Raw genomic sequence first — 23810 nt, forward strand, 5'->3', positions numbered from 1 at the left:
GCGAATTCCCTACTGGTCTCCCAGGGGGTTATTCGGCGGTTCCACCGGCGGGCTCACGCTCTTCGACGCCGACGAGGACGGCTTCGGCGAGGACTTCGACGGACTGCTCGACGGCGAGGTCGACGGGCTCGTCGAAGGCGACGTGGAGGGGCTGGTGCTCGGAGTGAACTTGCTGCGGCTCGGCGACGTGGACACGTGGTCCTCCGACGAACGCGACGACGGCGTCTCCGGCGTGGACGCGCTCTGCTGCTCGGACGGGGCGCTCTGCTGGCCGCTCGAAGAACTCTGGACGGCGGGCGGAGTGCTGTCGTCCTTGTTCTTGTCCGACACCGAGGTGACGGCGTACGCCACGCCGCCCGCGATCGCGACGATCGCAAGCACCGCGAACAGCCACAGCTTCCAGCGGCTGCTGCCGCGGTCGTCGTAGCCGTCGTACCCGTCGTGGCCGCCCTGCCCGCCGCCGTGGCCGCGGTTGTCGTACCCGCCCCCGCCGGGGAAGGCCGAGCCGTCGTCCGGGTTCAGCGGCGGCACCATCATCGGCTGCTGGAACTGCGAGGTCGTGGCGTGCGCCGCGTACGGCTGCTGCCCGACGGCCTGGCCCATCGGCATCGCCGTGGTCTGCGCCCCGCCACGCCCGTGGGGCAGGGCCATGGTGACCGGGCCGGTGTTCCAGGTGCCGGTGTTCGCGCCCTGGTCGTGCAGCATCTGGAGCGCGTACTGGACCAGCCCGCGCATCTCCTCGGCGCTCTGGAACCGGTCGTCCGGGTCCTTGGCGAGGGAGCGCATGACGAGCCCGTCGAGCTCCTGCGGGATGTGGTGGCCCTCCGGCAGCTGCGAGGGCGGAACCGGCGCGTCCTGCACGTGCTGGTAGACCACCGACAGCGGGGTCTCGCCGGTGAACGGGGGCCGCAGCGCGAGCAGTTCGTACAGCAGGCAGCCCGTCGCGTACAGGTCGGAGCGGTGGTCCACCGCCTTGCCGAGAGCCTGCTCGGGCGACAGGTACTGCGGGGTGCCCATGACCATGCCGGTCTGGGTCATCGTCGACTGGGCGCCGTGCAGGGCGCGCGCGATGCCGAAGTCCATGACCTTGACCGCGCCGGTCTCGGTGATGATCACGTTCGCGGGCTTGATGTCGCGGTGCACGATGCCGTGCTGGTGCGAGTACGCGAGGGCTTCCAGCACGCCCGAGGTGATGATGAGCGCCTGCTCGGGGCCCGGGGCCTCGGCGCTGATCAGCAGATCGCGGATGGTGCGGCCCTCGACCAGCTCCATGACGATGTACGGGACGGTATTGGGGCCGACCTTGTCCTCACCGGAGTCGTACACGGCGACGACGGCGTGGTGGTTGAGCCCGGCGACCGACTGGGCCTCACGCGTGAAGCGGGCCTTGGAGACCGGGTCCTCCGCCAGGTCGGCGCGCAGCAGCTTGACGGCGACGGTCCGGCCCAGCCGGACGTCCTCGGCGGCGAACACCTCCGCCATGCCGCCGCGGCCCAGGCGGTGGGTGAGCCGGTAGCGGCCGTCGCCGACCAGGCCGCCGGCGCCCCAATGCTCAGGACCCTCGGCCATCCCGGCGCCGTTTCCCTCGGGTTCGGGTGCCATCAGTCCTCGCCGTCGTCTCTCTCGGCCGCCGCTCAGCGGTAGGTCCTTTTCGGGTGCTCCGATGAACGCTACAGCCTCGGAACAGATCGCCGTCCGGACAATGGCGCGCCGTGGCCCCGTGGTCACGGAACGGGCACCTGGCTTGACGTGTGCTTGCCCTCCGGCAGACTGGGCGCCACATGCGCTCAGCCAGAGGCGTTGGGACACATCCCGAGGGGAAGCAACAGTCATGAGCCAGGACGGCACTCAGGGCCAGTACGCGGGCGGCTCTCTGGCCGGTGGCCGTTACCAGCTAAGGGACTTGCTGGGTGCGGGCGGTATGGCGTCCGTCTACTTGGCGTACGACTCGGCGCTCGACCGGCAGGTCGCCATCAAGACCCTGCACAGCGATCTCGGCCGGGAGCAGTCGTTCCGCGAGCGCTTCCGCCGTGAGGCGCAGGCTGTTGCGAAACTGTCGCACACGAACATCGTCTCGGTCTTCGACACCGGCGAAGGCGAAGTGACGTTCAGCGGTCCCGGGGCGGGCGACGCCGCGGTGATGCCGTACATCGTCATGGAGTACGTGGAGGGCCAGCCCCTCGGCTCGGTCCTGGAGGCGGACATCCGCCAGTACGGGGCGATGCCGGCCGACAAGGCGCTGAAGGTGACGGCCGACGTGCTGGCCGCGCTGGAGGTCAGCCACGAGATGGGCCTGGTCCACCGCGACATCAAGCCCGGCAACGTGATGATGACCAAGCGCGGCCTGGTCAAGGTGATGGACTTCGGCATCGCCCGCGCCATGCAGTCGGGGGTCACCTCGATGACGCAGACCGGCATGGTCGTCGGCACCCCCCAGTACCTGTCGCCCGAGCAGGCGCTGGGGCGCGGGGTCGACGCCCGGTCCGACCTGTACTCGGTCGGAATCATGCTGTTCCAGCTGCTGACGGGCCGGATCCCGTTCGACGCGGACTCGCCGCTGGCCATCGCGTACGCGCACGTGCAGGAGGAGCCGGTCGCTCCGTCCTCCATCAACCGCTCGGTCACCCCGGCGATGGACGCGCTGGTGGCGCGGGCCCTGAAGAAGAACCCGAACGAGCGCTTCCCCACCGCCGCCGCCATGCATGACGAGGTCGCGCGGGTGATGTCGGCCGGCCGGACCGGGGCGCCGGCCATCGTGCCCGGCGCGCACACGGGCGCCAGCGGGGCGGGCGTGGGCTCGGCCGTGTTCCCGCCGGTGGACTCCGGGTTCCAGGCGCCGCCGGCCCAGGCCGTGCAGCAGCCGTACGCGCCGACCCCGGCGCCGTCCCCGTACGCACCGCAGACCCCGCCGACGGTGGCGCAGGCGCACGGGCAGGGCGGGTACGCGTACCCGCCGCAGCAGCAGCCGGTCACGCACCAGCAGCACCAGCAGCAGTACGCGCCGCAGACGCCGCCGCCGTTCACCATCTCCCCGGCGGCCTCCACGGCCCCGTCCGGCGGGGGCGGCGACAAGCGGAACACGCCGGTGGTCGTCGGCGCGATCGTGGTGGCGCTGCTGGCCGTCGGCGGTCTGATCGCGGCGATCTCGATGAACGGCGAAGACGACAAGGGCAAGACCGGCGACACGGCCGCGTCGTCCGGGGCCTCCACGTCCGCCTCGGGTTCGGCCAAGGCCGGCTACAAGGGTCCGGACACCTCGCGCACGATCGACGCGGCCAAGTGCAAGGACCCGAGCAAGCACTTCAGCGACGCCACCAAGTACACGGCGCCCGACCTGCGCTACAAGAACCTGCTCTCGGTCAAGGCGTGCATCCAGGCCTCCGGCGGCAAGTACAAGATCGTCGACAAGGACGAGGCCGTGTACGGCAAGGACACCGTGCTGGACCAGAGCCCGCGGCCCGGGGACAAGATCGAGAAGGAAGGCACGGAGTACACGCTGACCGTGTCGACCGGCAATCAGGAGTAGGTCCCCGCGAGGCACCCGTAGCCCCTCGCGCGGCACGAGCAGGCCCCGCGCGACACACCCGGCATCCCGGGCGACCCTGATGGGCCGCCCGAGATGCCTGTTTTGCCCCATTATGTGAACCTGAGCACAACATCTCGGCTGCTCGGGACGGGAGGGGCTCCCCGTGACTCAACGCCTCCGCGCGCAGCGCTGGCTGGCCGGGGCCGCAGTGGCCGCCGCCGCGCTGTCCCCCGCCACCCCCGTCGCCTCCGCCGCGTCCGGCGCCGCCTCGTCCCCGGCCGGTCGCGTCGCGGCCGTCCGGCCCCCCGCCGCGGCCCTGCCGGGCAGGGCTCCCGCCGCCGCGCCGAAGACCGACGATCCCGAGGCCGACCCGGTGGCCGACGTACCGCACGAGGCGTACGAGGAACTCGCCGGCAGCGCCGCCGGCGTCGGGCGGGAGCGGCCCGGGCGGCCCGCCGCCGAGCCCGCGAACCCGGAGACGGTGCTCGCCGCCCGCCCCCTCCCGGCGCGCCCGCGCCACCGGCCGGCCAGCCCGCGGCCGGTTCCGCCGCCCCCGCCGAGCCCCCCGCCCGTGGTCACCGCGATCGGCACCGGCCCGAACGAGCGCGCCGCCGACCTGGCCGCGCACATACTGCCGCTCGGCACCGGATTCGCCCTGATGGGGCTGGGTCTGGGCTACCTCGGGATGCGGCTGCGCAAGGGCCTCTGACACCCCCGCACCCCCGTCCCGAGCGGGAGGCGGGGCCGCCCGTCCCCCTTCCGGCCTACGCCTCTGGATGGTTGCGCGGCCCTGCATACTCGGTATACATACTGAGTATGTCGATCCGCCACGGCCTCCTCGCCCTGCTGGAAAGGGGTCCTCGGTACGGCTCTCAGCTGCGTACCGAGTTCGAATCCCGCACCGGCTCCACCTGGCCGCTCAACGTCGGGCAGGTGTACACCACCCTCGCCCGCCTGGAACGCGACGGCCTCGTCGCACCCGGCGGCCAGGACACCGCCGGGCACACCCTCTACGCCATCACCGACTCCGGACGCGCCGAACTGCACCAGTGGTACGAGCGCCCCGTCGACCGCACCAACCCGCCCCGTGACGAGCTGTCCATCAAGCTCGCCATGGCCGTGGGCGCCCCCGGCGTGGACATCCGCGCCGTCATCCAGGCCCAGCGGCACGCCACGATCAAGGCGATGCAGGACTACACCCGGCTCAAGGCGCAGGCGCTCGCCGCGATCGAGAGCGGGAAGTCCCGCGAACGCGACGACGTGGCCTGGCTGCTGGTCCTGGAGCAGCTGATCTTCCAGACCGAGGCCGAGGCCCGCTGGCTCGACCACTCCGAAGCACGCCTCGTACGGCTCTCCCTGCCGGCCGACCGGAGAGCCGAGCCCGACCCGCCCCAGGCCACAGAAACCGGCGCCGCCGGCCCCGCGACCGCCGCCGCACCGAAGCCCCGCACGTTCCGCACGCCGCGGGGCTGAAGCCACCACCGTCCCAGGGGGGACCTCCATGCCCGACCAGCAGTCCGCACCCCACATACCGTCCACACCGCCCGCACCGTCCGCACGGCCGGTGCTCCAGCTCGACAAGCTCGTCCGCACGCACGGCAGCGGCGCCACCGAGGTGCACGCCCTGCGCGGCATCGACCTGTCCGTGTACCCCGGCGAACTCGTCGCCGTCATGGGCCCCTCCGGCTCCGGCAAGTCCACGCTGCTCACCCTGGCCGGCGGCCTCGACACGCCCACCAGCGGCCGCGTCATCGTCGAGGGCACCGACATCACCACCGCGAACCGCAAGCAGCTGGCCGCGCTGCGCCGCCGCAGCATCGGGTACGTCTTCCAGGACTACAACCTGATCCCGGCCCTCACCGCCGCCGAGAACGTGGCACTGCCCCGGGAGCTCGACGGGACCTCCGCCCGCAAGGCCCGCTCCTCGGCCCTGGCCGCCCTGGAGGAGATGGGTCTCGGGCAGCTCGCCGACCGCTTCCCCGACGAGATGTCCGGCGGCCAGCAGCAGCGGGTGGCAATCGCCCGCGCCCTCGTCGGCGACCGCCGCCTGGTCCTCGCGGACGAGCCCACCGGCGCGCTCGACTCCGAGACCGGCGAATCCGTCCTCGCCCTGCTGCGCTCGCGCTGCGACGCGGGCGCCGCCGGAATCCTCGTCACCCACGAACCGCGGTTCGCCGCCTGGGCGGACCGCGTGGTCTTCCTGCGCGACGGCAGCGTGGTCGACGAGACCCTGCGCAGCCAGGCCGACTCCCTGCTCTCCGGGCAGGCCGGCCGGTGAAGTCCTCGTACCACTCCTGGATCGCGGCCATCCGGATCGCCCGCCGCGACGCCTGGCGCGCCAAGGGCCGCAGCACCCTCGTCCTCGCCATGATCGCCCTGCCGATTGTCGGCGTGAGCGCCGCCGACCTCACCCTGCGCAGCGCCGAGCTCTCGCCCGAGCAGAAGGTCTCCCGTCAGATCGGCGCGGCCGACGCCCGGCTGAAGGATTCCGAGCTGAGCGGGCCCGTCTACCAGGACGTCGAGGGCAGGAACTCCATGCCCGTCGGCGGCTACGACAAGTACAACCCCAGATCGGAGACGGATCCGAAACTGCTGACCTCCGCGATCCCGGCGGGTGCCCAGTCCCTCAAGGACAGCACGGCGCACGCCAAGATCCGCACCCGGTACGGCCTGCTGGACACCGGCCTGCGGGAGATCGACGCGGCCAGCCCGCTGGTCAAGGGCATGATCGAAATGAAGCGCGGGCGGCCGGCCCGGGAAGCGGGCGAGGTCATCGCCACGACCGCCTTCCTGGAGGAGTCCGGGCTCTTCGTGGGCTCCGAGTTCCGCGCCCGCGGCTCGGAGACGTGGTACCGGATCGTGGGCGCGTACGAGCTGCCCTCCGAGCTCGGGCACTCCGAGGTCCTCGCCCCGCCCGGCACCCTGCTGGCCCCGCTCGACAAGGCCTTCCAGACCGCCGGGGTCCCCGGCGTGGTCGCCACCGACACCTACCTGGTCAAGGTCGGCGGCGATGGTTTCACGTGGAACATGGTCAAGGCGCTCAACACGAAGAGCGTGCAGGTCGTCTCCCGCGCCGTGCACCTCGACCCGCCGGCCGAGTCCGAGGTGCCGTACATCGCCCAGCAGAAGGAACTGGGCTACTACACCGCGAAGGACGGACTCCCCGCCACCGAACTGGCCGTCCTGGCCACGGTCGTGGGCCTCGCGATGCTGGAGATCTGCCTGCTGGCCGGACCCGCCTTCGCGGTCGGCGCCCGGCGCTCGCGCCGCCAGCTCGGCCTGGTCGGCGCCAACGGCGGCGACCGGCGCCACATCCGGGCCATCGTGCTCTCCGGCGGCCTCGTCATCGGCGCCGCGGCCGCCGTCACCGGCACCGTCGTCGGTGTCGCCCTCACCGTGGGGCTGCGGCCGTGGCTGGAGGAGAATCTCGGCGCGCGCTTCGGCGGCTTCACGCTGCGCCCGCTGGAGATCCTCGGCATCGCCCTGCTCGCCGTCGTGACCGGCCTGCTGGCCGCGATCGCCCCGGCCGTCACCGCCTCCCGGCAGACCGTGCTGGCCTCCCTGACCGGCCGTCGCGGGGTCCGCCGGGCCAACCGGGTGCTGCCCGTCCTCGGCCTGATCGCCCTCGCCGCCGGCGCCGCCATCGCCCTCTACGGCACGGCCTCCCGGATGGGCGCCACCGTCGTCGCGGGCGGCAGTGCCATCGCCGAGCTCGGCATCGTCGCCCTCACCCCGGTGCTGGTCGGCCTGTTCGGGCGGCTCGGGCGCTGGCTGCCGCTGTCGCCGCGGCTCGCGCTGCGCGACGCCGTACGCAACCGGGGCCGTACGGCACCGGCCGTGGCCGCCGTCCTGGCCGCCGTCGCCGGCACCGTCGCGGTGGCCACGTACCAGCACAGCATGGAGCTCCAGGCCCGCCACGAGTACGTCGCCGACCTCCCGGACGGCGCCGGGGTGGTGACGCTCCAGGAGCTCGGCCGCAGCAAGGACATGCCCGCCATCCGCGAGGCCCTGACGCAGGAACTCCCGCTGGCCGTACGGGCGGACGTGGACCACATCTCGTTCGGCAAGCCCGGCTGTGAGCGGTTCACCGGCCCCGAGGGCTGCGGCCGGGCCGAGATCATGCGTCCCAAGGAGCAGCGCTGCCCGCTGTTCGAAGCCACGGACGGGCCCGACTCGTTCAGCCCCGCGCGGCGGAAGGAGCTGCGCCAAGACCCGCGGTGCACGTACGACCGCCACTCCTCGCGGTTCGCCGTGGTCATCGCCGACGAGAAGCTGCTGGCGGTGCTCGCGGTCACCGATCCCGGCGCCGTGTCCGCCCTGAAGGAGGGCAAGGGCGTCTCGTTCGACAAGCGCAACGTCAAGGACGGCAAGGTCACCGTCCGGCTGATCGACAACAAGGACGAGACCTACGAGCGGGGGGTCGACCCAAAGGGGGAGGACAAGGTCTTCGCCGTCCACCAGACGCCCGACACGGCGGAGGGCTACGGCCTCCAACTCGTCCTGCCGCCCGCCGCGGCCAAGACCGCCGGGCTGACGGTCCTGCCGTACGCCTCGTACTTCACCCAGGACGGCACGGCCACCAGCCAGCAGAAGCAGCGGGTGGCCGCGCGGATCGACCAGATCGGCGTCGAGGCCCCCGTCACCATCGAGGCCGGCTACCAGGCCGCGGCCGACATCACCATGCTGGCCCTCACCGTCTTCGCGGGGCTGGTCACCATCGGCGCGGCCGGCATCGCCACCGGACTCGCGCAGGCCGATGCCGAGGCCGATCTGAAGACCCTGGCGGCGGTCGGCGCGCCGCCGCGGGTGCGGCGCACGCTCAGCGGCTTCCAGTGCGGGGTGGTGGCCCTGATGGGCGTGGTCCTGGGCTCGGCGGCGGGCATCCTGCCGGCGGTCGGCCTGCGGCTGGTCCAGCGGCGGGAGACGGAACACCTCATGGAGATGGCCGGCGACGCGAAAGACACGCTGTACGTGCCGATCGCGGTGCCGTGGGAGACCCTCGGCGGGCTGCTCATCGTGGTCCCGCTGGGCGCGGCCCTGCTGGCCGCCCTGGTCACCAAGTCCAGCGGCGCCATGGCGCGGCGCGAGGCGGGCTGACGGTCACTGTGCGTTCTCGCCCCCGTACAGGGTGGATCACGCCCGTACGGGGGCACACCGTGTGAGTAAGACGGTGTGCGAGAGAATGACGGCATGGAGATGCCGAGGAGTGAACGGTCGCAGGACAGCCCCCCGCACGGCCTGATCGTGGGACAGGACGGGATGCCGGTCGGCGGCGCCGATGACGAGTCGCGCGAGGTCCCGGTGACGGAGATGGTCGAACAGCCCGCCAAGGTCATGCGGATCGGCAGCATGATCAAGCAACTTCTGGAAGAGGTCCGCGCCGCACCTCTGGACGAGGCCAGCCGGGTCCGTCTGAAGGACATCCACGCAGCGTCCGTGAAGGAGCTGGAGGACGGTCTGGCTCCGGAACTGGTGGAGGAACTGGAGCGCCTGTCGCTCCCGTTCACCGAGGAGGCGATCCCCTCCGAGGCGGAACTGCGGATCGCCCAGGCCCAGTTGGTGGGCTGGCTGGAGGGCCTGTTCCACGGCATCCAGACCGCGTTGTTCGCGCAGCAGATGGCCGCGCGGGCCCAGCTGGAACAGATGCGCCGCGCCCTCCCGCCGGGCGCCCCGACGGACGAGGAAGACGGCCACGGCGCCATCCGCTCGGGCCCGTACCTGTAAGCGGCGACGTGACATGAGACCCGGGGTCCCGGGGGCGTGAGCCCCGGGACCCCGGTCCCGTACAGGCACCCGGTAAGTGCAGCTCCCCGCAGGGAACATGGGCCGCGCATACTCGGGGGTATGACCTACGACGCGATCGTGCTGGCCGGCGGCGCCGCAAGACGACTCGGCGGCGCGGACAAACCCGCCCTCCACGTCGGCGGGCGGGCGCTCCTCGACCGCGTCCTGGACGCCTGCGCCGACGCCGCCACCACCGTCGTGGTCGGTGGCCGCCGGCCCACCGCCCGCCCGGTCCGCTGGACCCGGGAGGACCCGCCCGGCGCCGGACCCGTCGCCGCCCTGGACGCCGGGCTGCGCGCGACCACCGCCGAGCTGGTCCTCGTCCTCTCGGCCGACCTGCCGTTCCTCGACCGGGCCACGGTCCGGACGCTGCTGGATTCCGCCGGAGGCGACGGCGCCCTGCTGCGCGACCCCACCGGCCGCGACCAGCCCCTCGTCGCCGCCTACCGCGCCGAACCGCTGCGCCGCGAGATCGCCCTCCTGGCGACCGAACACGGCACCCTCTCCGGCCTACCCCTGCGCGCCCTCACCGCCGATCTCGACCTGACAAAGGTGACGGACTCTGCGCCACTCGCCTCCTTCGACTGCGACACCTGGGAAGATCTCGCGGTCGCCCGAGCCCGGATCAGGGAGCATGGAAACGTGCTGGACCAATGGATCACCGCCGTCAAGACCGAGCTGGGCATCGACGTCGCCGTCGACACCAAGATCCTGCTCGACCTCGCCCGTGACGCCGCACACGGCGTCGCCCGGCCCGCCGCCCCCCTGACCACCTTCCTGGTCGGCTACGCGGCCGCCCGGGCCGAAGCCGCCGGCGGCGACCCCGCCACCGCAGTCGCCGAGGCCTCCCGCAAGGCCGCCGACCTGGCCCTGCGCTGGGCCGCCGAAGCCGAGGCAGAGGCAGAGGCCCGAGAGAACGGCTCAGGATGACCCCCACCGATGCCGACCACGCGCTCCGGGCCCTCGACGAGGCCCTGGCCCTGGTCAGCCGCGACCCCCGTACCGCCGACGCCACCGGCGGCCACCGCGCCACCGGTTGGCCGCAGGCCCGGGAAGCCGCCGCCCGCGCCGGCTCCGGCATCCGGCCCCGCACCCACCGGGTCCCCCTCGCCGACGCGCTCGGCGAGGTGCTGGCCCAGTCCCTGGACGCGCTCACCGACCTGCCGTCCTTCGACAGCTCCGCCATGGACGGCTGGGCCGTCGCCGGCCCCGGGCCCTGGACCGTCCGCCCCGGCGGCGGGGTGCTGGCCGGCTCCGACCGCCCCGAGCCGCTGGCCGACGGAGAGGCCGTACGGATCGCCACCGGCGCCCGGGTCCCCGCCGACACCACCGCCGTGATCCGCAGCGAGCACTCGCGCGAGTCCGGCACCCAGCTCCACGCCGACCGGGCCGTCCTCACCGGCCAGGACATCCGCCCGCGCGGCCAGGAATGCCGCTCCGGCGACCTGCTGCTGCCCGCCGGCTCCCTCGTCACCCCCGCCGTCCTGGGCCTCGCGGCGGCCGCCGGGTACGACGAGCTCACCACCCGGCCCCGGCCCCGCGTCGAGATCCTGGTGCTCGGGGACGAGCTGCTCACCGAAGGCCGCCCGCACGACGGCCTGATCCGGGACGCCCTCAGCCCCATGCTCGGCCCCTGGCTCACCCGGCTCGGCGCCGAGGTCACCGCCACCCGGCGGCTCGGCGACGACCCGGCCGGAGCCAAGGCCCTGCTGGCCGCCGTCACGGACTCCGACGCCGACCTGGTCGTCACCACCGGCGGCACCGCCTCCGGCCCCGTCGACCACGTCCATCCCGTCCTGCGGGAGGCCGGCGCCGAACTGCTGGTCGACGGGGTCGCCGTACGCCCCGGGCACCCCATGCTGCTGGCCCGGCTCGGCGACCGCACGGACGGCCGCCACCTGGTCGGCCTGCCCGGCAACCCGCTCGCCGCCGTCTCCGGGCTGCTGACCCTCGCCGAACCGCTGCTGCGCGCCCTGGCCGGCCGCCGCCAGCGGCCCCGGTACACGGTCCCGGTGCAGGGCGACGTACCAGGACACCCGTACGACACCCGGCTCGTGCCCGTCCTGCTGACCGACGAGCACGCCGTACCGCTGCGCTACAACGGTCCCGCGATGCTGCGCGGCGTGGCCGCCGCCGACGGGCTGGCCGTCGTACCGCCGCACGGCGCGCGCGACGGACAGGACCTGGAGATCCTGGATCTGCCGTGGGTCTCCGGAGGATGTTTCACGTGAAACTTCACGGCCACGACGCGATGGCCCGGGGCGCCGACGAGAAACTCGTCTCACGGCGCATCAAACTGCCCAGGCGCGTCGTGGAGAAGCCGCTCCGGCAGGTCGGCAAACGCCTGTTGATGGCCCTGTTCGTGCTGTTCCTGACGGTCATGATCGTGTGGCTCGACCGCGACGGGTACCACGACAACGCCAACGAGCAGGTCGACTTCCTCGACTGCGTCTACTACGCCACGGTGACCCTGTCGACGACCGGCTACGGCGACATCGTCCCGTACAGCGACAGCGCACGACTGACCAACATCCTGCTGATCACTCCCCTGCGCGTGCTGTTCCTGATCATCCTGGTCGGAACCACACTGGAGGTCCTGACCGAGAAGACCCGGGAGGAGTGGCGGCTGAACCGCTGGAGGAAGAACTTGCGTGAGCACACGGTCGTCGTCGGCTTCGGCACCAAGGGCCGCTCGGCCCTGCAGACGCTGCTGGCCACCGGTCTCCGGAAGGAGCAGGTCGTCATCGTGGACCCGAGCGCCAAGGTGATCGACACGGCCAACGCGGAGGGCTTCACCGGAGTGGTCGGCGATGCCACCCGCTCCGATGTCCTGCTCCGCGCCGAGCTCCAGAAGGCCCGTCAGATCGTGATCGCCACACAGCGGGACGACACCGCCGTGCTCGTCACCCTGACGGCGCGGCAGATGAACCGCGGAGCGAAGATCGTCGCGGCGGTCCGCGAGGAGGAGAACGCGCCGCTGCTGCGCCAGTCGGGCGCGGACGCCGTCATCACGAGCGCGAGCGCCGCCGGCCGGCTGCTGGGGCTCTCGGTGCTGAGCCCGAGCGCGGGCACGGTGATGGAGGATCTGATCCATCAGGGCAGCGGGCTGGACCTGATCGAGCGGCCCGTGCGGAAGGCCGAGGTCGGCAAGGGCGTACGGGAGACGGATGACCTGGTGGTGAGCGTGCTGCGCGGCCACCGGCTGCTCGCGTACGACGACCCGCACGCGAGCCCGCTCCAGCTGACGGACCGTCTCATCACCATCGTGCGGGCGGCGCCGCCCGCCTCGCCGACGGTGACGCTGGGGCCCGCGAAGTAGCCGACCCGTCACGGAGTTGGCGTACCCTCCGGGCCATGCATGCGATCACCATCGAACAGCCCGGCGGCCCCGAGGCCCTCGTCTGGGCCGAGGTACCCGATCCGGTGGCCGGCGAGGGCGAGGTCCTCGTCGACGTCGCGGCGAGCGCCGTGAACCGCGCCGACATCCTCCAGCGCCAGGGGTTCTACGATCCCCCGCCCGGCGCCTCCCCCTACCCCGGCCTGGAGTGCTCGGGGCGGATCGCCGCCCTCGGCCCGGGGGTGTCCGGCTGGGCGGTGGGCGACGAGGTGTGCGCCCTGCTCGGCGGCGGCGGGTACGCGGAGCGCGTGGCCGTCCCGGCGGGCCAGCTGCTGCCGGTCCCGGCCGGCGTGGACCTGGTCACGGCGGCGGCGCTGCCCGAGGTGGTCTGCACGGTGTGGTCGAACGTGTTCATGGTGGCGGGCCTGCGCCCCGGCGAGACGCTGCTGGTGCACGGCGGTTCCAGCGGCATCGGCACGATGGCCATCCAGCTGGCGAAGGCGGTGGGCGCCACGGTGGCGGTGACCGCGGGGGGTCCGCAGAAGCTGGCCCGCTGCAAGGAGCTGGGCGCGGACATCCTGATCGACTACCGCGAGCAGGACTTCGTGGCGGAGCTGCGGGCCGCGACGGGCGGCGCCGGGGCGGACGTGATCCTGGACATCATGGGCGCGAAGTACCTGGCGCGGAACCTGGACGCCCTGGCCGTGAACGGCCGGCTCGCGGTGATCGGTCTCCAGGGCGGGGTGAAGGCGGAGCTCAACCTGGGCGCGCTGCTGGCGAAGCGGGCGGCCATCACCGCCACCTCCTTGCGGGCGCGCCCGCTGGAGGAGAAGGCGGCCATCGTCGCCGCCGTACGGGAACACGTCTGGCCGCTGGTGGCCGCGGGCCGGGTGAACCCGGTGGTGCACGGGTCGTTCCCGATGAACGAAGCCCCCGAGGCCCATCGCACGATGGAATCCAGCACCCACGTGGGCAAGCTCCTGCTGACCACCTGACCGGCCGGTCCCCGCTGCGCGGGTTCTCTCCCCGACCGGGGGAGAGAACCCGCGCAGGGCACCCGTTACAGCGAACGCAGGAGCACCGCGGGGGACTCCACGCAGTCCGCGACGTAGCGGAGGAAGCCGCCCGCCGTGCCGCCGTCGCAGACCCGGTGGTCGAAGGACAGGGACAGCTGGACGACCTGGCGGACCGCCAGCTCACCCTTGTGGACCCACGGCTTGGCCACGATCCGGCCGACGCCGAGCATGGCCGCCTCCGGGTGGTTGATGATCGGCGTGGAGCCGTCCACACCGAACACCCCGTAGTTGTTCAGGGTGAACGTGCCCCCGGTGAGGTCGGCCGGGGCCAGTTTCCCGGCCCGGGCGACCTCGGTCAGGCGGGCGAACTCCGCCGACAGCGACTCCGGGTTGCGGGCCTGCGCGTCCCGGACCACCGGGACCACCAGCCCGCGCTCCGTCTGCGCCGCGAAGCCCAGGTGTACGGAGGGCAGCCGTACGATCTCGTTCGCCGCGAGGTCCACGGTCGAGTTGAGCTCGGGGTACTTCGCCAGCGCGGCGGTGCAGATCCGGGCCAGCAGCGCCAGCACCGAGATCTTCGGCCCGCCCACGGCGTTCATCGCGGCCCGCGCCGCCATCAGCTCGGTCGCATCGGCGTCGACCCAGCACGTGGCGTCCGGGATCTCCCGGCGGCTGCGCGACAGCTTCTCGGCCACCACGCCCCGCAGGCCCTTCAGCGGCACCCGCTCACCCGCCGGCGCGGCCGCCACAGGGGCGGGGGCGGCGACGGGAGCCTGCTCCGGCGCCCGGAGCGCCGCCTCCACGTCCGAGCGCAGGATCAGCCCTTCGGGCCCGGACCCGGTCAGCCCGCGCAGGTCGATCCCGTGGTCCCGCGCCAGCTTGCGCACGAGCGGCGAGATCACGGCGACGGGACCGGTCGCCGGGGGAGCGGCAGCGGCAGGAGCGGTCGCAATGGGAGCCGTCGCGATGGGAGCGGGTGCGATGGGAGCGGGTGCGGGAGCAGCGGCACCGGCCGGCGCTGCGGAGCCAGGTCGCACCCGCCTCCGACGCGCCGTGCGCGAGTGGTCCGTCCCGTAGCCGACCAGGACGTTGCCCGAGCCGGAATCCTCGGGCTCCGCCTCCGCGGCCTCCCCCGCACCCACCGCCACCGTGATCAGCGGTGCTCCGACGGGGAGTTCCGTGCCCTCCTCCCCGAACCTGGCGGTGACCACACCGCCGTACGGGCACGGCACCTCCACCATCGCCTTGGCCGTCTCGACCTCGACCACCGGCTGGTCGATGGCGACGACGTCGCCCACCGCCACCAGCCAGCGGACGATCTCGGCCTCGGTCAGTCCCTCCCCGAGGTCGGGGAGCTTGAACTCCATTACCTGCGGCATCAGTTCTCCCACTGCAGGCGGGCCACGGTGTCCAGGATCCGGTCCACACCGGGCAGATGGTGCTTCTCCAGCATCGGCGGCGGGTACGGGATGTCGAAGCCCGTCACCCGAAGCACCGGCGCCTCCAGGTGGTGGAAGCACTTCTCCTGGATGCGGGCGACGAGCTCCGCGCCCGGTCCGCCGAAGCCGTTCGCCTCGTGGACCACCACCGCGCGCCCTGTGCGGCGTACGGAGGCCACGACCGTCTCCTCGTCGAACGGGACGAGCGAGCGCAGGTCCACGACCTCCAGGTCCCAGCCCTCCTCGCGCGCCGCCTCGGCCGCCTCCAGGCACACCGGCAGCGAGGGCCCGTACGTGATCAGCGTGGCGCTCGTGCCGGTACGCCGGACGAGTGCCTTCCCGATCCCCGGCACGGCCGCCGGCGTCCCGGGGTTCCACTGCGCCTTCGACCAGTACAGCCGCTTCGGCTCCAGGAAGACCACCGGGTCGTCGCTCGCGATCGACGCGCGCAGCAGCCCGTACGCGTCCTCCACGGTCGCCGGGGTCACCACGTGCAGGCCGGGGGTGGCCACGTAGTACGCCTCGGAGGAGTCGCTGTGGTGCTCCACGCCGCCGATCCCGCCGCCGTACGGCACCCGGATGGTGATCGGGAGCGGCATCGCGCCGCGCGTCCGGTTGCGCATCTTCGCCACGTGCGAGATCAGCTGCTCGAACGCCGGGTACGCGAACGCGTCGAACTGCATCTCCACGACCGGCCGCAGCCCGTACATGGCCATGCCCACCGCGGCGCCCAGGATCCCGGCCTCCGCGAGCGGGGTGTCCGTGCAGCGCTCCTCGCCGAACTCCTTCGCGAGGCCGTCCGTGATCCGGAAGACCCCGCCCAGCGTCCCGACGTCCTCGCCCATGACGTGGACCGTCGGGTCCTCCGCCATCGCGTCGCGCATGGCCCGCTGCAGGGCCTGCGCCATCGTCGCCGGCTTCACGGCCACCGTGGTCACGACTGCTCCTCCGCGTCGAGCTCGGCGCGCAGCATCTCCGCCTGCTCGCGGAGCCGGCCGGTCTGCTCCGCGTAGACGTTTTCGAACAGGTCCATCGGGTCGAGCACGGGCTCGGCGTTCATCCGCTCGCGCAGGGTCGCGGCCATCACCTCGGCGGCGTCCTTGGCCTCCTGGATGCCCGCCCCGTCCAGCATTCCGCGGGCGGTCAGCTCGCGCTCCAGCAGCTCCACAGGGTCGTGCGCCTTCCATGCCTCGACCTCGGCGTCACCGCGGTAGCGGGTCGCGTCGTCGGCGTTCGTGTGGGCCTCGACGCGGTACGTGACCGCCTCGATCAGCGTCGGTCCGCCGCCGGCCCGGGCCCGCCGGACGGCCTCGGACAGCACCTCGTGCACGGCGGCGATGTCGTTGCCGTCGACGAGGCGGCCGGGCATCCCGTACCCGACGGCCTTGTGCGCCAGGGTGGGGGCGGCGGTCTGCTTGGCCAGCGGGACCGATATCGCGAAACCGTTGTTCTGGACCAGGAAGACCACCGGGGCCTGCCAGACGGCCGCGAAGTTCAGCGCCTCGTGGAAATCGCCCTCGCTGGTGCCGCCGTCGCCCACCAGGGCGAGCGCGACCACGTCGTCGCCGCGCAGGCGGGCCGCGTGCGCCAGGCCGACCGCGTGCGGCAGCTGGGTGGCGAGCGGGGTGCACAGCGGGGCGATCCGGTACTCGCGCGGGTCGTACCCGGTGTGCCAGTCGCCGCGCAGCAGGGTCAGCGCCTGGACGGGGTCGAGTCCGCGCGCCACGGCCGCGAGGGTGTCGCGGTAGCTCGGGAAGAGCCAGTCCTGCTCCTCCAGGACCAGCGCGGCCGCGATCTCGCAGGCCTCCTGTCCGACGGTGGAGGGGTACACGGCCAGTCGGCCCTGCCGGGTGAGGGCGGTGGCCTGGGCGTTGTACCGGCGGCCGCGCACCAGCTCGGCGTAGCAGCGGCGCATCAGCTCGGGGTCGAGCTTCTCGGCGGCCGGTGTGCCCAGCACCCGGTACGGCTCGGGGTCCGGGAGCAGCGGGGCGGCATCCGTACGGGGCCTCCAGGCGGGCGGCGGGGTGGAGCGGTGGGATGCACCGGCACCGGGCAGCTCTTGGACCGTCATGGCGGCGTACACCTCCTCGTGGGAAGCGGGCAGGGCGACTCGGCTGTGAGGCGCCTCACCAACCGATTGTTCGGTCGATGGCGCAATTTGGCTACAGGCGGCTCCAGGCTGTGGACAAAGTGACGCCGGGGCCCTGGGATGGGTGCAGGACGTCCAGAAGAGGGAGGCAGTGGGCAATGCCGGATGAACAAATGGCCGCATCGGGTTCCACGCCGGGTTCCGCACCGGTGCCACCGGGCGGTGCGCCTTCGGCCCCACAGACCCCGCCGACCCCGCCGCGCCCCCTGGATCCCATCGACCGTTCGATCATGCGTCTGCTCCAGGCGGACGGCCGCGCGTCGATACGGTCGGTGGCCGAGCAGGTCCACGTCTCGCGCGCGAACGCCTACGCCCGGATCAACCGGCTGATCGACGATGGCGTGATCCGCGGGTTCACGGCCCGCGTCAACCATGAAAGGGCGGGCCAGGGCGCCTCCGCGTACATCACCCTGAAGATCGTCCAGAACTCCTGGCGCACGGTCCGCGAGAAGCTCCGCGAGCTCCCGGGCGCGGCCCACATCGCCCTGGTCAGCGGTGATTTCGACGTCCTGCTGCTGGTTCACACCCCGGACAACCGCACGCTGCGCGAGCTGGTCCTGACCCGTCTCCAGTCCATCCCGGAGGTCCTGTCGACCCGCACGCTGCTGGTGTTCGAGGAAACGGATCTGCTCGATTCCGGCCCCGGCCCGAGCGGCTCCCCGGCGATCTCCGAGGAGTAGCGGGCCCGGGACCGCCCCGGGATACGGCAGAGCCCCGGGAAGGCCGTGAGGGCCGCCCCGGGGCTCTGCAAGAGGCCGGTTGCGCGGTTACTTCGTGTCGTAGTAGCCGAACATGTCGACGATCAGGTCCGTGGTGTCCCAGCTCTGGTTCCAGAAGTCGACGATCCCGGTGGTGCCGGTGCTCGCCTGAACCATGTTCGGGACGGTCGTGCCGGCCGTCCAGTTCAGCGTGGACGCCGTGGGCCGTGCCGGGAAGACCTTGGTGCCGTTGTCGTAGTCGTCCCAGGTGTTGGGGTCCGGGGCGACCGACAGGAATCCGTCCTGCTTCGTGTTCGTCACCGTCGTGTTCAGGACGACGCCCGTGATGCCCGGGTCCTGGGTGGACATGGGCATCCAGATGTAGCCCCGGGCGTACATCGGACCCTGGCCCCAGCTGCGGGTGTCGAGCCTGCGCAGCGGCGCCATGGCCATGAAGGCCCCCGAGCTGTCCGGGCTGTAGTAGCCGACGACGTCGACGATGACGTCGGTGCCCGCCCAGGCGCCGTTGAAGATGTTGACCTTGCCGTCGGCACCGACGGGGACGATCACCGAGTTGGCGACGGTCTGCTTGGCCTTGAAGTTCACGTTGGACGTGTTCGGGGCCTGCTGGCCGCTCGGGTAGGCCGTCAGGTGGCCGTCCTCGCGCGGGTTGGTGACGGTCACGTTCAGCGCCACGGCGGTGGCGTTGTTCGGCACGTACCAGCCGCCGAGCTGCACGCCGATCGTCTTGCGGCCGCCGACCTGACCCTGGGGCGCGCCCTGGCCGGAGCGGGTGTCCACGGCGCGGACCGGGGTGATCGGGGTGTAGCCGCTGGCCGCGGTGCGGGTGAAGTAGCCCGTGATGTCCGCGATCAGGTCGATCGCCGTCCAGCTGCCGTTGTAGAGCTCGACGGTGCCGTCCTTGCCCACCGGCACGATCACCATGTTCGGGACGGTCTGCGCGGCCACGAAGTTGACGTTGGACGTCGTCGGACGCGTGGTGCCGCCGGGGAACACCGTGACGTGACCGGGGTTCGACGTGTTGGTCGCGGTGACGTTCAGGGCCACGGCCGTGACGCCCGCCGGGATCTTGCCGGTGCCGGCGATCTTGATCTTGGCCGAGGAGTACGCCTGGACCATGCCCCGCGGGGCTCCGGTGCCGTCCCGGGTGTCCAGGAGACGGGTCGGGGCGTACGGGGTGAAGTCCGAGCCCAGCGTCGACAGCGGGAGCTCGTTGACGACCTCCGCCTGGTTCACCGCGTCCGTCACGGTGACCTTGACGTTGTACTCGCCGACCTCGGCGTAGGTGTGCTTGAGCGACACCTCCTGGCCCGGGTAGGCGTCGGTGCCGTCGGTCGTCCCGTCGCCCCAGTCGTAGGTGATCTTGAGCGTGGCGCCGGCAACGCTCACGACCTGGGCCCGCAGCTCGATACCGTGCGCGGACTCGCTCGTGGCGTCGAGGACGAGGCCCAGCTCCGGGTTGCCCGCAGCGACGCTCTCCGCACCCTGTGCGGTGGCGTTCGCGGCAGCCTTGCCCTTGGCTGCGGGCAGGGTCTTGCGGACCGAGCGCTCCTTCGGGCTGTGGAAGGTCTTGGCATCGGCCGTGCCGAGCTTGGCCAGGTCCGCTCCGGCAGGAGCGGACACCCCCTTGGCCACCGGCGCCGACGGCCCCCCGGCCGGGCCGGCCGCCTGGGCCAGGCCCGGGATGAAACCAACGCTGGCCGCGACGACAACGGCAGCGGAAACTACAAGACGGCGACTGCGCACCGGCCCCCCATTTTCTGTTACTGCTTGAACGCGTTCGAAAGCTCGCTCATCGTACAGAGTTCGAACAGCAATTCATCAGAAAATATGGGGCCTGATCGTACGCCTCATGCCGGGGAGCTAGCCGCGCACGGTCCGCAGGCCGTCGAGGGCCATGTGGACCACCGCGTCGGCCAGTTGGTCCGCGGTCGTACCGGGGTGCGGGCGGTACCACTCGACCAGCGAGTTCACCATGCCGAACAGCAGGCGGGTGGCCAGCCGGATGTCCACGTCCGCCCGCAGGTCCCCGTCCGCCGCCGCGGCCTTCAGGAGCTCCGCGACCTGGTGGTCGAACTCGCGGCGGCGCTCCAGGGCCCAGCGCTCCGTCCGCGTGTTGCCCCGCACCCGCAGCAGCAGCGTCACGTACGGGAGCTCGGAGACCAGGACCTCGACCGTGCGGCGCGTGACGTACTCGACCCGCTCGACCGCCCGGCCGCGTACCGCGCCCGGCTCCTCCAGTACGGCGAAGAGCCCGTCGAGCGCACGGCTGACGGCGCGCTGCAGGAGCTCCTCCTTGCCCGCCACGTGGTGGTAGATCGAGGACTTCGAGATGCCCGCCGCCTTGGAGAGGTGCTCCATGGAGGTGCCGTCGTACCCGCGCTCGTTGAAGACCTGGACGGCGACGGACAGGAGCGTCTCGGGGGTGTAGGTGTCCCGCTTGGCGGTGGTCACGCGGTCTCCTCGGCGGCGCTCTCGTCGCTGTCCTCGTCGCCCTCGGTGTAGCCGAGTTTGAACAGCGCCAGCGAGGGCGCGTAGCGGCCGCCGGGACAGCGCTCGTCGAGGTGGTGCAGCAGGTCGTACGCCCAGTCGCGGCCGAGCCGGTCATGCCATTCGGACGGGCCCAGCGGGTAGTTGACGCCGAGCCGCATCGCCGTGTCGATGTCCTCGGCGGTGGCCGCGCCGCGCGCGACGGCGTCGGCGGTCAGGTCGATCAGCATCGCGACGGTGCGGGCCACGATCATGCCGGGCACGTCGCCGATGACGGAGACCTTCTTGCCGAGCTTCTGGAAGAGGCCGACCGCCTCGGCGAGGGTCCGCTCGCTGGTGTCCTCGCCGGCGGAGAGGGCGATCCGGGTGGCCCCGCGGTAGTCGAGCGCGAGGTCGAAGTAGACGACGTCGGCGAACTCGATCGAGGTCTTGCCGTCCGCGAGCACCAGCTGGCCCTCGCCGGGCAGCTGGATGTACGGGCCCCCGTGCTCGGTGGAGGTGACCGCGATCCCGGCCTCCTCCAGCAGCTCGACGAGCCCGGCGGCGGGACCGAGGTCGCCGACCACGGTGACCTTCTCCGGGGCCTCCTCGGGACCGGCGGTGTGCGGGGCCGCGGCCTCGGCGTCCGGACCGTACGGGAACCAGCCGTGCCCCGACTTGCGGCCCAGGCGGCCCGACTGGACCAGCCGGCGCTGCGCGAGGGAAGGGGTGAACTTGGGGCTCCGGAAGAACGACTCCCACACGGAGCGGGTGACGGCCTCGTTGACGTCCTGGCCGATCAGGTCGGTCAGCTGGAACGGGCCCATCTTGAAGCCGCCGCTCTCGCGGAGCACGGCGTCGATGGTGGCCGGGTCGGCGCCCTGCTCCTCGTACACCGCGAAGGCCTCGGCGTAGAAGGGGCGGGCGATCCGGTTGACGATGAAGCCGGGGGTGTCGGCGCAGCGGACCGGCGTCTTCCCCCAGCCCAGCACGGTGCCGTACGCGCGCTCGGCGGCGGCCGGGTCGGTCGCGAAACCGCTGACCACCTCGACGAGCGGGAGCAGCGGGGCCGGGTTGAAGAAGTGCAGGCCGAGGAAGCGGCCGGGGTGCGTGAGGCCGGCGGCGAGCTCGGTGACGGAGAGGGAGGAGGTGTTGGTGGCCAGCAGGGCGTCCGGCGCAACCACCTCTTCGAGCGTTTCGAAGAGCGCGCGCTTGATGGCGACGTCCTCGACGACGGCCTCGATGACGAGCGCGGCGCCCGCGAGGTCCGCGAGGGCGGAAGCCGCTTCGATCCGGCCGATCGCGTCCTCGGCCTCGGCGCGATCGAGGCGGCCCTTGGCGGCCATGCGGTCGACGCGGTCCTGGACGATGCCGACTCCGCCGGCGGCGAGCGTGGCGTTGATGTCGTAGATCAGCACCCGGTGACCTGCGAGGAGGGCGACCTGGGCGATGCCCTGTCCCATGGTGCCGGCTCCGACGACCGCCACAGTGCGGGACCGCTCGATTGCTGTCATGTCCTGATCCTCCCGCACCGGGTTATCCACAGGCCTGCCGGGCCCTCTTGTCCCGACCGATCGTTCGGTTACTCTAACTCCAGTCTGCTCTTCTTCACCCGCCCCTGCCTGATCTCAGTCTGCGACCCAGCCTGATCTTGCCCGGCTCAACGAGGAGTTGGTCCCTGATGGCCGCCGAGCTCACCGTCCCCCTGCTGTCCGACAAGCACCGGTCCACCCTGGACCAGGCCCTGGCGGCCATCCGCAGCCGCGCCTACTGGTCCCCGCATCCGGAGCACCCCAAGGCCTACGGGGAGACCGCGCCGGCCGACGGGCTCGCCGCCTTCGAGGCCGTCCGCGGCACCCGGTTCGACCTGGGCCAGCCCGGCACCGACGGCTGGACCGGCGGCGAGGTGTCCCCGTACGGCCCCGAGCTGGGCGTCGAGTACCCGCACGCCGACCCGGACGTGCTGCTGCCCGCGATGAAGGCCGGCATGGGCGCCTGGCGGGACGCCGGGCCCGAGGCGCGCGCCCTGGTCTGCATCGAGATCCTGGCCCGCATCGGCGCCCGGACGCACGAGTTCGCGCACGCGGTCATGCACACCAGCGGCCAGGCCTTCATGATGGCGTTCCAGGCGGGCGGCCCGCACGCGCAGGACCGCGGCCTGGAGGCGGTGGCGTACGCGTACGAGGAGCAGACGCGCGTCCCCGGCCAGGCCGACTGGTCGAAGCCGCAGGGCAAGAGGGACCCGCTGGAGCTCGGCAAGACCTTCACGGCCGTCCCTCGCGGCATCTCCCTGATGATCGGCTGCAACACCTTCCCGACCTGGAACGGCTACCCGGGCCTGTTCGCCTCCCTGGCCACGGGCAACGCGGTGCTGGTCAAGCCGCACCCGCGCGCCGTGCTCCCGCTGGCGCTGACGGTGAAGGTGGCCCGCGAGGTCCTCGCCGAGACGGGCTTCGACCCGAACCTGGTGGCGCTGGCCGTGGAGCGGCCGGGCGAGGGCATCGCCAAGATCCTGGCCGTCCGCCCCGAGATCAAGCTGATCGACTACACCGGCTCTACCGGGTTCGGCGACTGGCTGGAGACCAACGCCCGCCAGGCCCAGGTCTACACGGAGAAGGCCGGCGTCAACACGGTCGTCGTGGACTCGACCTCGAACTACAAGGGGATGCTCTCCAACCTGGCGTTCTCGCTGTCCCTCTACAGCGGCCAGATGTGCACCACCCCGCAGAACCTGCTGATCCCGCGGGACGGCATCGAGACGGACGCCGGCCACAAGTCGTACGACGAGGTCGTCGCGGACCTCGCGGCCTCGGTCGGCGGCCTGCTGGGCGACGACGCCCGGGCCAACGCGCTGCTCGGCGCGCTGGTCAACCCGGACGTCAAGGCCCGCCTGGAGGCGGCTGCCGCCCTCGGGGAGGTGGCACTGGCCTCGCGCGAGGTGGTGAACCCGGAGTTCCCGGACGCGGTGGTCCGTACGCCGGTGATGGTGAAGCTGGACGCCTCCAAGCCGGATCCGGAGGCCCCGTACCTGTCGGAGTGCTTCGGTCCGGTGTCGTTCGCGGTGGCCGTGGACTCGACGGCGGACGCCCTGGACCTCCTGCGCCGCACGGTGCGGGAGAAGGGTGCGATGACGGTCGGCGCCTACACCACGTCGGCCGACACCGAGCGGGCCATCGAGGAGGTCTGCCTGGAGGAGTCGGCGCAGCTCTCCCTGAACCTGACGGGCGGGGTCTACGTGAACCAGACCGCCGCCTTCTCGGACTTCCACGGCTCGGGCGGCAACCCGGCGGCCAACGCGGCCCTCTGTGACGGGGCCTTCGTCTCCAACCGCTTCCGCGTGGTGGAGGTCCGCCGCCAGGCCTGAGGCCGCG

The 23810-nt window shown here is 72.4% G+C and carries 19 protein-coding genes; 12 read left to right on the forward strand and 7 right to left on the reverse strand.

From position 1 onward, the window contains the following. Positions 1-9: 9 nt before the first annotated feature. The gene (locus tag ACIQU4_RS23265; protein WP_403733812.1) at positions 10-1602 is read right to left on the reverse strand and encodes a protein kinase; all 1593 of its coding nucleotides are present in this window, start codon (positions 1600-1602) and stop codon (positions 10-12) included. Between the two features lie 229 nt (positions 1603-1831). Between ACIQU4_RS23265 and ACIQU4_RS23270 the strand changes: the two genes are divergently transcribed. The 10 genes from ACIQU4_RS23270 to ACIQU4_RS23315 all read left to right on the forward strand — a co-directional run bounded on the left by ACIQU4_RS23270 (position 1832) and on the right by ACIQU4_RS23315 (position 13642). Continuing rightward, positions 1832-3526 (forward strand): protein kinase, encoded by a 1695-nt coding sequence (locus tag ACIQU4_RS23270; RefSeq protein ID WP_403733818.1) that lies wholly within the window; start codon positions 1832-1834, stop codon positions 3524-3526. A gap of 163 nt (positions 3527-3689) precedes the next feature. After that, complete coding sequence (locus tag ACIQU4_RS23275) at positions 3690-4235, forward strand: hypothetical protein (RefSeq protein ID WP_403733823.1); 546 nt, start codon at positions 3690-3692, stop codon at positions 4233-4235. Between the two features lie 107 nt (positions 4236-4342). Next, on the forward strand, positions 4343-4999 hold the full coding sequence (locus ACIQU4_RS23280) for a PadR family transcriptional regulator (RefSeq protein ID WP_403733826.1): 657 nt from the start codon (positions 4343-4345) through the stop codon (positions 4997-4999). Positions 5000-5027: 28 nt separating this feature from the next. After that, entirely contained in the window at positions 5028-5804 is a 777-nt protein-coding gene (locus tag ACIQU4_RS23285) for an ABC transporter ATP-binding protein (protein ID WP_403733829.1), read from the forward strand. Beyond that, entirely contained in the window at positions 5801-8623 is a 2823-nt protein-coding gene (locus ACIQU4_RS23290; protein WP_403733832.1) for an FtsX-like permease family protein, read from the forward strand. The genes ACIQU4_RS23285 and ACIQU4_RS23290 overlap by 4 nt, the downstream gene beginning before the upstream one ends. 93 nt (positions 8624-8716) lie before the next feature. Next, positions 8717-9250 (forward strand): bacterial proteasome activator family protein, encoded by a 534-nt coding sequence (locus tag ACIQU4_RS23295; protein WP_030153082.1) that lies wholly within the window; start codon positions 8717-8719, stop codon positions 9248-9250. Between the two features lie 120 nt (positions 9251-9370). Next, positions 9371-10240: an NTP transferase domain-containing protein gene (locus ACIQU4_RS23300; protein WP_403733835.1), complete on the forward strand. Its 870-nt coding sequence runs from the start codon at positions 9371-9373 to the stop codon at positions 10238-10240. Continuing rightward, the gene (locus tag ACIQU4_RS23305) at positions 10237-11541 is read left to right on the forward strand and encodes a molybdopterin molybdotransferase MoeA (RefSeq protein WP_403733838.1); all 1305 of its coding nucleotides are present in this window, start codon (positions 10237-10239) and stop codon (positions 11539-11541) included. The genes ACIQU4_RS23300 and ACIQU4_RS23305 overlap by 4 nt, the downstream gene beginning before the upstream one ends. After that, positions 11529-12629, forward strand: coding sequence for a potassium channel family protein (locus tag ACIQU4_RS23310; protein ID WP_403733841.1), 1101 nt, complete (start codon positions 11529-11531; stop codon positions 12627-12629). The genes ACIQU4_RS23305 and ACIQU4_RS23310 overlap by 13 nt, the downstream gene beginning before the upstream one ends. Positions 12630-12664: 35 nt before the next feature. Then, the gene (locus tag ACIQU4_RS23315) at positions 12665-13642 is read left to right on the forward strand and encodes an NAD(P)H-quinone oxidoreductase (protein ID WP_403733843.1); all 978 of its coding nucleotides are present in this window, start codon (positions 12665-12667) and stop codon (positions 13640-13642) included. 65 nt (positions 13643-13707) lie between these two features. Here the strand turns inward: ACIQU4_RS23315 and ACIQU4_RS23320 are convergent, their stop codons facing one another. From ACIQU4_RS23320 to pdhA, 3 genes are read right to left on the reverse strand one after another with little or no spacing between them, the layout of a single operon-like run. Continuing rightward, positions 13708-15042 carry a dihydrolipoamide acetyltransferase family protein gene (locus ACIQU4_RS23320; RefSeq protein ID WP_403733846.1) on the reverse strand — a complete coding sequence of 445 codons (1335 nt, stop codon included), beginning with the start codon at positions 15040-15042 and terminating at the stop codon, positions 13708-13710. Beyond that, positions 15042-16040 carry an alpha-ketoacid dehydrogenase subunit beta gene (locus tag ACIQU4_RS23325; RefSeq protein WP_403733849.1) on the reverse strand — a complete coding sequence of 333 codons (999 nt, stop codon included), beginning with the start codon at positions 16038-16040 and terminating at the stop codon, positions 15042-15044. Before ACIQU4_RS23325 ends, ACIQU4_RS23320 begins: the two co-directional genes overlap by 1 nt. Further along, positions 16037-17173, reverse strand: coding sequence for a pyruvate dehydrogenase (acetyl-transferring) E1 component subunit alpha (gene pdhA / locus ACIQU4_RS23330; protein WP_403733852.1), 1137 nt, complete (start codon positions 17171-17173; stop codon positions 16037-16039). Before pdhA ends, ACIQU4_RS23325 begins: the two co-directional genes overlap by 4 nt. 176 nt (positions 17174-17349) lie before the next feature. Here pdhA and ACIQU4_RS23335 point away from each other — a divergent pair, with 176 nt between their 5' ends. Next, on the forward strand, positions 17350-17931 hold the full coding sequence (locus tag ACIQU4_RS23335; RefSeq protein ID WP_403733856.1) for an Lrp/AsnC family transcriptional regulator: 582 nt from the start codon (positions 17350-17352) through the stop codon (positions 17929-17931). Between the two features lie 87 nt (positions 17932-18018). On the opposite strand, the gene ACIQU4_RS23340 is transcribed toward ACIQU4_RS23335, so the two are convergent. The 3 genes from ACIQU4_RS23340 to ACIQU4_RS23350 all read right to left on the reverse strand — a co-directional run bounded on the left by ACIQU4_RS23340 (position 18019) and on the right by ACIQU4_RS23350 (position 21953). Continuing rightward, entirely contained in the window at positions 18019-19593 is a 1575-nt protein-coding gene (locus ACIQU4_RS23340) for a PKD domain-containing protein (RefSeq protein ID WP_403733859.1), read from the reverse strand. Between the two features lie 240 nt (positions 19594-19833). Then, positions 19834-20424: a TetR/AcrR family transcriptional regulator gene (locus tag ACIQU4_RS23345; RefSeq protein WP_385587115.1), complete on the reverse strand. Its 591-nt coding sequence runs from the start codon at positions 20422-20424 to the stop codon at positions 19834-19836. Further along, entirely contained in the window at positions 20421-21953 is a 1533-nt protein-coding gene (locus ACIQU4_RS23350; protein WP_403733862.1) for a 3-hydroxyacyl-CoA dehydrogenase, read from the reverse strand. The genes ACIQU4_RS23345 and ACIQU4_RS23350 overlap by 4 nt, the downstream gene beginning before the upstream one ends. A 167-nt stretch (positions 21954-22120) precedes the next feature. Here ACIQU4_RS23350 and paaN point away from each other — a divergent pair, with 167 nt between their 5' ends. Continuing rightward, the gene (gene paaN, locus ACIQU4_RS23355) at positions 22121-23803 is read left to right on the forward strand and encodes a phenylacetic acid degradation protein PaaN (protein ID WP_403733874.1); all 1683 of its coding nucleotides are present in this window, start codon (positions 22121-22123) and stop codon (positions 23801-23803) included. Positions 23804-23810 lie beyond the last annotated feature (7 nt).

The organism is Streptomyces sp. NPDC090741, assembly GCF_044769045.1.
In the GTDB taxonomy this organism is placed as follows: Bacteria; Actinomycetota; Actinomycetes; order Streptomycetales; family Streptomycetaceae; genus Streptomyces.